7 protein-coding genes are annotated in these 9,310 nt (G+C 56.0%); 6 read left to right on the top strand and 1 reads right to left on the bottom strand.

Annotation, left to right across the window (positions count from 1 at the left end; all coding sequences use genetic code 11):
- The first annotated feature begins 1,272 nt into the window (after positions 1-1,272).
- From PRZ03_RS09420 to PRZ03_RS09400, 6 genes are all read left to right on the top strand, one after another.
- Positions 1,273-2,787: a site-specific integrase gene (locus PRZ03_RS09420; protein ID WP_273600068.1), complete on the top strand. Its 1,515-nt coding sequence runs from the start codon at positions 1,273-1,275 to the stop codon at positions 2,785-2,787.
- Positions 2,788-3,021: 234 nt separating this feature from the next.
- The gene (locus PRZ03_RS09415) at positions 3,022-3,555 is read left to right on the top strand and encodes a hypothetical protein (protein ID WP_273600067.1); all 534 of its coding nucleotides are present in this window, start codon (positions 3,022-3,024) and stop codon (positions 3,553-3,555) included.
- A gap of 158 nt (positions 3,556-3,713) precedes the next feature.
- On the top strand, positions 3,714-4,019 hold the full coding sequence (locus PRZ03_RS24095) for a DUF433 domain-containing protein (protein ID WP_409993946.1): 306 nt from the start codon (positions 3,714-3,716) through the stop codon (positions 4,017-4,019).
- Between the two features lies 1 nt (position 4,020).
- On the top strand, positions 4,021-4,566 hold the full coding sequence (locus PRZ03_RS09410) for an HAD domain-containing protein (protein ID WP_273600066.1): 546 nt from the start codon (positions 4,021-4,023) through the stop codon (positions 4,564-4,566).
- Between the two features lie 328 nt (positions 4,567-4,894).
- On the top strand, positions 4,895-5,737 hold the full coding sequence (locus tag PRZ03_RS09405) for a hypothetical protein (protein ID WP_273600065.1): 843 nt from the start codon (positions 4,895-4,897) through the stop codon (positions 5,735-5,737).
- A 506-nt stretch (positions 5,738-6,243) separates the two neighbouring features.
- On the top strand, positions 6,244-6,684 hold the full coding sequence (locus tag PRZ03_RS09400; RefSeq protein WP_273600064.1) for a hypothetical protein: 441 nt from the start codon (positions 6,244-6,246) through the stop codon (positions 6,682-6,684).
- 687 nt (positions 6,685-7,371) lie between these two features.
- Here PRZ03_RS09400 and PRZ03_RS09395 read toward each other — a convergent pair.
- On the bottom strand, positions 7,372-8,112 hold the full coding sequence (locus tag PRZ03_RS09395) for a hypothetical protein (RefSeq protein ID WP_273600063.1): 741 nt from the start codon (positions 8,110-8,112) through the stop codon (positions 7,372-7,374).
- Between the last annotated feature and the right edge of the window lie 1,198 nt (positions 8,113-9,310).

Here is a 9,310-nt window from a genome sequence, read left to right as displayed (position 1 = left end):
CTCGGGGTGTCCGGGATCAGTTTGAAACGCTGCCCGCGATCAGCCTGAAATGGTGTCCGCCTTCGTCTGAAACGCTGTCCGCGTTCCGCTGAAATGGGTGGCCGCGATGGGCTGAAATACGCATCCTTCTTTGACACCTTGATACCAAGTGCTCCTGCTCACCGGAAATACTGCAAGCACCTCAGACAACGAGAGATGCCGGACCAGTTCTGACGTAGTCTGTTGATCGAAGGTTTGCGATGACGTGTTCGTATTCCTCACCAAGATTCCCATTCTTTACTGCACGATTCGCATAACTGCGGCACGCCAGAGCGTGTCTGCCCGACAAGTCATACTTCATGATTCCCACCAAACGGAATCACGCAGTTGTGCGACAAAGCCGGCAGCACCGGCCCCTTGCTACCGCCTGGCGTGACGGTGGCACAGACAGAACTGTATCGAGATAAATGGTCGATTTGGGGAGAAGCAGCCAACTAACACCCTACAAATATCAGCCCTCGCCAGTTGCTCGCCACCGAGTTGGACAGAGGCGCCGCAATTCACCACCAAGCAAACCTTCAGTCACGTCGATGCGCCATGGCGCTCACGCTCCTGACACTTCCGAACCCGGAGCAGGGCCGCACGGGCAGTCTCGAGCGTGGACGGCGCTGCACCCCCATCAAGCAGCAACCGCCGATGCAAGGCAGTGTTCAACCTGGGGTTGGCTTCAACGTTTTCAGCGTCAGCAGGCCGATCTGGAGTTTGGGGCTTAGGCAGCATGTGCTAACCGTACCACTGCGCTCTGTTTTCGCAAACACTTTCGAGGCGACAGAAAATGGCTTGCTGCACGTAGGCCAACGAAAAGTTGCACCAGCACCGACACTTCCGAGCCAAAAATCGTGGGGAGCCTCGGCGCGGTCCCTCTTTTCAATTCAAGTCACGCCAATTCGATCGACTGACAATGGACTGACAGCGAGCCCCAAAAGACATCAAAGGACAATGCTAGCCTGAAGCTAAGTCATTGTCGCCATTGAGAATTTTGGTAGGCCGTATAGGACTTGAACCTATGACCAAAGGATTATGAGTGTTAGGCGCTAACAAACTCAGTTTACCTCTAATGCGCCAAGTCATTGACGTTAAAGGTTTTTACCTGGGAAATCACTTTCTACTGCTGTATCAGAGAGTGGCTTTTCGTGCGGTAGTGCGCAAGGGGAAAGCGGAAAGTATACTTATACGGCGAGGGAAATAGGGGAAAATAGGTGGAAAGCACTTTCCACCTGAGACCCCTATTTCATGACTGAGAAAACTGAGAAAAAAGAGCCAAAGCGCCCGGCGATGCAGTTCGAGTCGAGGGCGTCCGCTGCAACACTCCCCGCTCCACCCAAGGGCGCTTACTTCGAGTACCCGCACATTGAGTACCCGCAGTTCAAAGTGCGCGTGCACCCTGCTGACGCTGACGGCCGCATCAAGCGGCAGTACACGGTGCGAATCAAGCACCAAGGAATTGGCAAAGACGGGAGGGTCGGGCCGCAAGAGGACCGCTCAGTGCTCGGGCTAGCTGTGGCAGTTGAAAAAGGTGAAGTCGAGCTGCCGTTCGTAGATGCTCTGACGGAGTATCTAAATCGTCACAAAAAGCTCAAGGCACTCAAGGCTTCGCCAGCGGCAATGCAAGAGGCGAAAACCAACGCAAAGCGCATGACGGTAGGGGATGCGTGGGCGCGACATGAGACAGAGACGCGCACTCAGCGGACAAAAACAACTGACAAAGAAACATCGGTCTACAGGACTTACCTCGCGCATCTGTCAGATGCGTATTTGGACGAGCTTGAGTACAAGTTTTGGTCCGCATTCGTGGCGCAGGTGGGCAAAGGAAAACTACTTCACGCGGACGGAAAACAGACGACGGCACTGGCCGGAAAACGGGCCGAGGCAACAGTAATCGGTGTCATAAATTTCGCAGCAAAACTTTACACGTTTGCGCACCGCCTTGAAGGCCTTGGCGGCCGACCATCGGGCTGGAACCCGGCCGGCGAAGCTCGTAGAACGCAAACGGGCACACCGAACAAGCGCACAGGGCACATTCCATTAGTCAAGCTCGCAGAGGCCTGGCGGGCGGCTGATGTGCTGTGCGCGAGCTGGGCCCGCGACCAGTTTTATCTATACGTACTGACTGGCCTGCGGCACTCACTGCTGGCGACGCTGCAGTTCAGTGAAGTCGACCAGAAGTACAAAGTTTTGCGCATCAGCCCGCACAAGCCAGGTACGAAACGGCGTGGCGTGAAAACACCGGCTGACGCCCCTGATTTGATTATTCCAATTTGCGACGATGCGCTGAAAATCATCGCCGCACGGCGCCCGTTTGCACCCGACAAAAACGGACCAGTCTGGTACGCAACTACTGCGCCAGGCGGAAAGCCAGCGGCGAAAGGCGTACCAAAAATTCCGGTGAACTCGGACCCACGCAGCAACTGGGCGCACATTCAAGAACGTGTATTGGACGGCGTAGCATTTATGCGGCACGACCTGCGCCGCACTTTCGCGCGGCTAGGTAGCGCAGCTGGTGCCGACTTGACCGGGCTGTCGCTGCTGTTGATGCATTCACCGAAAACGCTCGGGACTACGCTGAGGGTGCCCGACGTGACGATAGATTACACGGGAACAGCGGAGGCTCGCGGGCATATGCGCGCTGCGACAAAAAGCATCGAAAAGTACATGAGGGGCCTGCTTGACGGGTCTGTCATTCCGCCGCTAGCAGAAGACCTGCCGGACTTTCTCGAAGCAGCTTTGAGCGAGGATGAGGACGAGTAGTGCTTAGCCTACGCTGACGCGTTCAACCAACTGCGAAAGCTCTTAGGTTTTGTTCGCAATGAAGCCCACGTGAAACTGTAAGGGCGACCCAATTTAAGCAGGCTCTGGAAGTACACCCAACAGCACCAAAAGAGTCCGTTGAGTTATAGAGTTAGGACTGGTAAGCTCGCATGCATGAGCAAAACACCTACTCCACCCCCTGACGCTGACGATGAAGAGCCGGTTCTGTATGCAATGGACCCTGACCTGCTTCAGTTGCTGGTGTCAGGCGGAGTCTGGCGCACGGCCTCTGTAAGCGAAGCGCCCCAAATCGTCTTAGAAAGCTGGACGGTTCGACAGCTCGAGAACGGCGACAGGCATTTTGTAGGTTGGAATTGCACCCACCACGAAGGTCGCGCCAGCAGCAAAATTGTTCAGTTCGACCCCGTGACGCTGCGCGGCGTGACACGGAGTGGGCGTGTGTATGAGTTGAGGGGCAAGCCTGGGCACGACCGTGATGCTGAGCACGTCTGGGCCAGTTGGCTCCGGATAAATGGCAAGCCTGCGTGGACAGACGTAACCCCCGAAACCCCGGAGGCCGCTTTTGCGCGCATGTGCGCTGAAAAATCCCGTGAGCTTGCAATGACGGAGCTGGCCGAGGACGGTGACGCAGCTGCCGACTTCGCGCGCATGAATCCCGAAAAAACTGACGACGCGGAGTCGCGCGCTCTTGAGCAAGAGGTGCCCGTGGCCAAAGATTTTGGCCCTTTTCGTGGGCGTCGACGCTGATGAGATTGTCTAAAACGCTTTACAAATTAGCGCCAGTCAGCTTGCGTTGTGTAGCGATGATTGATGCACAACGCAAACTCACTGGCGAAATTCGGCGCTTGTAAGGAAGCACTCACGTTGCTCTACAAAGCTCTACAATTGACTCCGAAAGGCCTCTGATGCCCTTTCCTGCCCCACCGCTTTTTGTCGATATTGACGACGAAACTATGGGCGGTGTACCGGTTTTTCGAGGTACTCGTGTCCCTCTTGACGTTGTGACAGCCTCACTCGACAAGGGCATTCCGTTTGAGCGCGTTCGAGCGTCCTACCCGTTTTTGACACCTGAACTAGCCGACGCTGCCAGGGCCTACCAGCTTGCGCACCCTCGGTCAGGCCTGCGGTCGAGCATTGCAGAAGCTAACCCCGACTGGACAATCACTGAATCTCGGGTGGTACGGCCACCTCGTTCGTCAGGGGAGGCTTGAAATGAGCACCCCGAGACCCCTGCTTTTCCTCGATGTTGACGGAGTTTTGTGCCTGAGCAAACCTTACGGCGGCCACGCGCTGAAAACACAACCGCCCGGGATTTGGGACCTGCTTTTCGCCCGCCACGCCGTTGAAGCGCTGAACCTGGTCATGCGCGAACACGCGCCTCAGGTGGTTATCACAAGCTCTTGGCTGTCATTTCTAGAGCACGGCGCATTTGACAAAGTTTTTCGGAAAACTGGGCTTAGTCTCGTTGCGGACGGTTTGCATCCAGCGTGGGAAGCCCCCCAAAACGCTAACGAGACCCGCTGCGCCGCCATTGACAGGTGGTTCCAAGAGTACGGCTGGCCAGGCGAGCCGTATGTGATTCTTGACGACATGGAATCAGGCACCGGCCTAAAACGGAGCTACCACGACTATCGCGGCCGTGTCGTTTTTTGCGATGAGGGTGTGGGCCTGTCAGTTGAGAATTGGCTGCAAATTTCGCTTTGCCTGGACACTGTGCCGGCACCGCGAGACGGCTTTTCCAGAGGCCCGAAGCCATGACTGCCCCCGCCGAGGACGAAGACGAAGGTTCGCCTCGGGCTTACCCGCGCGAGTACGCGATAGTGCCGCGGAAAGTTGGGCCGACAAATGAACCCCGTTTTGTCCGCTGCTCGCATTGCGGGACTATCCACCTCGTCGTGCCGGCCGCCATCATTCTGGCAACGCGCTATCTCCTGACTTTCCAGCAGCTGAAGCACCTCCGACCGCCAAATTGCTGCTCTCGTTGCGGATTTGATAGCAAATATTTTGAAGACACCGAGCGTCCCGCTGAGCGCCAGGCCGGTGGCTGGCCGGAGTGCGTTATGCCGGGCGAAACAGGAAGTGACTCGTGACAACAGAAGAAAAACCGGCACCGCGCGCGGTCAAATGCGCGGCCTGTGACTGGGTGCATTTCGCATTTAGCTCGGCCGAAATTCAGGAGTTTGTCACTGCCGAAAACGAGGCCCGCTACAGAAAGTGCTCGCGGTGCGGGACGCTTGACAACTTTGTGCCAGCCGACCCTGCGGATGCTCCGCCCTTGCTGGCGAACGTGCCAGGGTGCATTTACGATGCCTACCATCTCCCAGCGAGGGAAGAGCAGGTTGCAGCGCGTCCGCGGACAGGCAAGATGGATGCAGTTGCCAAGCATGCTAGTTCCAACGGGCGGTACGCCTTCGATGCTGCCCGCTCCGCCGTTGGCAATGCCTTCAAGACGGGACCTGTCGATTTAGAAGCCTTGGCGCTTGCGACGGGCGTTTCTGTTGAAGTACTGCGCACTTTTCCCGGCATCTCGGACCCCGAAAACCGGCATTTGTTTACAGCTGCGTACTTTCTACGTAGAAAAGTGAGCGGCGATTTTCTACCTGAGCACGCGTTCAGCCTGAAATTCAAGTTAGCACCACAAGACGCTGACCACGGAAAAATCATGGAGCGGCTCAGTGCTGTTAGCTGTTCGGACGCGTTGGTCGGGCTAGGGGTGGAAGGCCACGCTAGGCTAGAGTTTCTGCGAAAGGCCGATTCGGCTGCAGAAGCTGTGCTCAGTGCAATCGCGGACGTGACGGCGGCGCTTCCTATGGCGAAACTGGTTGAAGATTTGTTCACAGCGGAGCACGTGGGTAACGCGCTCACGCTAGCGGCTATCAAAGCAGCAAATTCAGGAGATGTGACAGATGCCGACCCCGAGAGTTTTTAAGCCGCGGTGCGCGACAACAGAAGAAGAGGAAGAGGAAGACGGAGAGCTGGTCCCCGTGGACTTAGAAGCACTGGCGCGAGAGGCAGGAGTTTCGGCTGAGGTGCTGCGCGCTTTTGCAGTTATCTCCGACCCCGAAAAGGCGCACTTGTTCGCAGGGAAGTTCTTTCTACGTAGAAAGAACGCCTCTTGGAGGCAACAGCGTGACTGAATTGTGGTCAATTTGGTGCCCGCGCACGACCGCATGGCGCTCCCAAAAAGCGGTGCCGGGCGGGGCTTACACAGTATCAGTTGCGTTTGAGCACCTGCCGGACCGAGCCGGATTTATAGCAGATGTGGCTTCAGTCGAAGACGCTCAGAGGCTGTACAGCAAAGTGTGTCGCAGGGAGTTTTTCAGAAAACTGATGCCCTGGCTGCCTTCGCTTTGGCCGGCGCTGAATGCGCCCGCTGACGAAGAAGACGAGGACTCGCATCGCGCTTAGCCGAGGGGAACATCATGGAGATTTGCAATGAGCAAGAAAGCACCGCAAAGTAGCCGCGTGCTTCGCGAACTGCTTGATACTGCAGAAGACTTGTTCGCGCACGGCGTCTTGTCGGCGGCAGACATGGCTCGCATGCGGGCGCTCTGTGAAGAGTCGCCGTTGCTGGCGAACGTGCCCGGGTGCGTCATTGCGCAGGGCACTGTTGACCTGGAGGGTCTGGCCTGTGAGACAGGAATTTCGGTTGAAGTGCTGCGAACTTTTGCAGCAATCTCCGACCCCAAATACGCGCAGTTGTTTACAGCGGCGTCCTTTCTACGTAGAAAGGTGAGCGCCGATTTTCTACAAGAACGCGCTTCACAGCATCAATCTGCGCGTGAAGAACTCGACGACGACGACCTGCACCAAAAGGTGGCCGACCGCCTGGCCGAAAAGGGGCGGGCTATCGATGTGGATATTGACGAGCTCTGATTCCACCATTCACGCGCAAATCTGCGCGTGAATGGTGGAAAGTGTTTTTAATCAAAGACTTATGCACAAAAATGGCACGTTTCCTAACGGCAATGCTGAGTAACCAAGAGCTTTCTCGCACAGTGCTTGCCGTTGTTGCGGCAGTTGGCGGGCTGGTCGCAATCGCCCTCGCTGTCGCCCTTTCTACGTAGAAAGGCCGTTATCGCTCGTTATCGTAGCCAACGATAATGGACGATAACGAAGAGCTTTCTACGTAGAAAGGCCTGCCCCTTAGCCCTCGTCCGGCAGTTTGAGCGTACGCATCATTTTGGTAGCAATAACAAACCGCGGTTCGTCATTCCGACTCTCTGCCTGCACTGCCGCCTCGTCCGCTTTTGTCACCACCTGCATCAACGCCGCGCACACGCCTGGGAGGCCCGCCTTTTAGTACCAAATGGGTAGTGAGTCTGCGAGCTGTGCCAGGACTTTGAGCTCGAAATGGTCAAGTTTGTCCCAATGCCCTCCGGTCAAGGGGGCGGCCATCACGGGCGTGCCGGCCTTTTGGTACCAATTTGGGAGCGAGGCGGCTAGCTGTTGCAGGGTTTGTCCGACTTTGGAAGCAAACCAGCAGCGGCCAAGTCGTCGGCCGTTTCCTGTAGCTCATTGAGCATGCGGAGTTCTTCGCTGTTTTGTGTCATAAGGTTCTTTCTACGTAGAAAGAACCTTGGCCTTGGCCTTGGCCTTCTTGGTCGCCGCGGGCTTCTTCGCTACCGCCTTGGCCTTTTTTGCTGGCACCAGCGAAACTAAGTCGGCTGGGGTGGCCTGACGGCAATACCTCACGCCGTCGCGAATTTCGTAGAACGGCTGTGTAAACGAAAACAGGCAGGTGTCGTCGTCCTTGATAGAACTGCCTTCGCGCTGCTGCTGCCGGAGTGTCGCTTTGCGATTTTCGTAAAGAGCGTCGTCTAGCTCTGCCGGAAGGGGGACAAACGGTGTCGGGGGGTGAGCTTTGAAGTATTTAATCTCAGCCTTGTGGATTCGCAGCTCTTCAGGAAGTTCGGAGGCGCGCTTTGCAAGACTTTGAGCGATATCGTCACACCTTGAAAACGATTCTTCGCAGTCGACAGTGTCACCAAGGTGCGCCAGCGCCCGCCACCAGCGGTCGTGAATCCTGAATTCGTTGTCGTATTCGGCCAGATTGTCCAGAAAACTCACGAGGTCGGACTTGCTAGCAAAAAGCTGCTTTGGCCACTCGTACTCTTTGACGATGCCTGCTTCAACTGCGGCAGTGATAGCGTCCAGAATTTCGTGCACCAGCAACTGGTCGTCTGCGCATTTAAAAGGCTGAAACTTCTTCTTGGCGTCGTTATAGCCGCCGTGCTCAGCATGAAAGTAGCCAACGCGGTCCCGGCGATTGAATTCGTATCCTGCGAAAAATTCTGTACTCATGCGTTCCCTTGCTCCGTTGTGCAGCGCCTCCCTGGCGCTGCTTGGGAGCAATCATCAACGCAAATAACCCCCTATTCGAGGGGTCAACTGGGGTCAGCGTGACGGACTGCGCAGCTCGAACGGAAATCTAGGTTCATCGCGAAATCCTGGCAAATTTAGAGGGCAGCAATCGGCAATTGTTTTAAGGGCCGTCCTCAGGATTGAACGTCGTTCTGCAGCACACTCAAAACAGGCCTCTCACTCGACTTTCTACGTAGAAAGAACCTGGGCGTTCTTCGCCCGGGCCGACGCGCACCCAATGTGGCGCAACCTCAATCTGCTGTCGGCTGGCAATTCCAGCGCCGACCTTCACATTTCAAATGGGGAATGACCGGCATCACACGGTCAAGTCAAATCATTCCGCACAGGCCACGCATCTATTCTTTCTACGTAGAAAGCGCCACGGACGAGACGTCAGGCCAGCGAACCAGCAAGCTGATGTTTGCCGAAAACCGCGCCAACCACAAAGCTCGCGCTGGCTTGGGAGGGCAAGCATTTCCATTCTTTCTACGTAGAAAGAACCTGGGTGCTCTTTGCCTTGGCCGATTCGCACCCAGCGGTCAGTTGTCTGAATCTATGATTGGCAGTCAATTCAAGCGCCGACCGCCACACTTCTAATGGCGATTGACCGTCATCCGCTGGCGATTCAAAAAATTCCGCGCAGACCCCTCCGTTTTTTCTACATAGAAAGAAGCAGAGCGCTCATCGCTCTGACCAAAACACGCCCCGCGAGCAATTCAAGCAAGGCAGTTCTGAACGCTTGGCGCTCTTTCTTTCTACGTAGAAAGAATCTGCTCGCTCATCACCTTGGCAGACGCGCACCCAATTGGCCGTAGCCTCAATCTACCGTCGGCAGGCCATTCAATCGCCGACCGACGTTTTTGAAGGGGATAGCCCGTCATCCGATGGGAGCGTCAAAGCTGCCAGTGCAGACCTCGTACCGATTCTTTCTACGTAGAAAAAGACTGGGCGCTCTTCGCCCTGACCGGAACGCACCCACGGTGCAACAGCCTCAATCAGACATCAACTGGTAATTCAAGCGCCGCCCCACTTTTCCAATAGGGATTGACCGTCATCACACGGCCGAGTCCAAGCAGTCCGCACGGACTCCGCAGCCAGTCTTTCTACGTAGAAAGCTCTCCTTGCGAGAAATCGGGCA

Origin of the sequence: Roseateles albus (genome assembly GCF_028595345.1) — a bacterium.
Taxonomy (GTDB): domain Bacteria; phylum Pseudomonadota; class Gammaproteobacteria; order Burkholderiales; family Burkholderiaceae_C; genus Paucibacter_A; species Paucibacter_A albus.
The sequence above is the reverse complement of the archived record's forward strand: the minus strand, read 5'-3'. Positions and strand labels throughout refer to the sequence as shown.

Coding starts and splice junctions, on each gene's coding strand:
- PRZ03_RS09400 (WP_273600064.1), top strand. CDS start 6,244: ATGAGCAAGAAAGCACCGCAAAGTAGCCGCGTGCTTCGCGAACTGCTT.
- PRZ03_RS24095 (WP_409993946.1), top strand. CDS start 3,714: ATGCCCTTTCCTGCCCCACCGCTTTTTGTCGATATTGACGACGAAACT.
- PRZ03_RS09395 (WP_273600063.1), bottom strand. CDS start 8,112: ATGAGTACAGAATTTTTCGCAGGATACGAATTCAATCGCCGGGACCGC.
- PRZ03_RS09415 (WP_273600067.1), top strand. CDS start 3,022: ATGGACCCTGACCTGCTTCAGTTGCTGGTGTCAGGCGGAGTCTGGCGC.
- PRZ03_RS09410 (WP_273600066.1), top strand. CDS start 4,021: ATGAGCACCCCGAGACCCCTGCTTTTCCTCGATGTTGACGGAGTTTTG.
- PRZ03_RS09420 (WP_273600068.1), top strand. CDS start 1,273: ATGACTGAGAAAACTGAGAAAAAAGAGCCAAAGCGCCCGGCGATGCAG.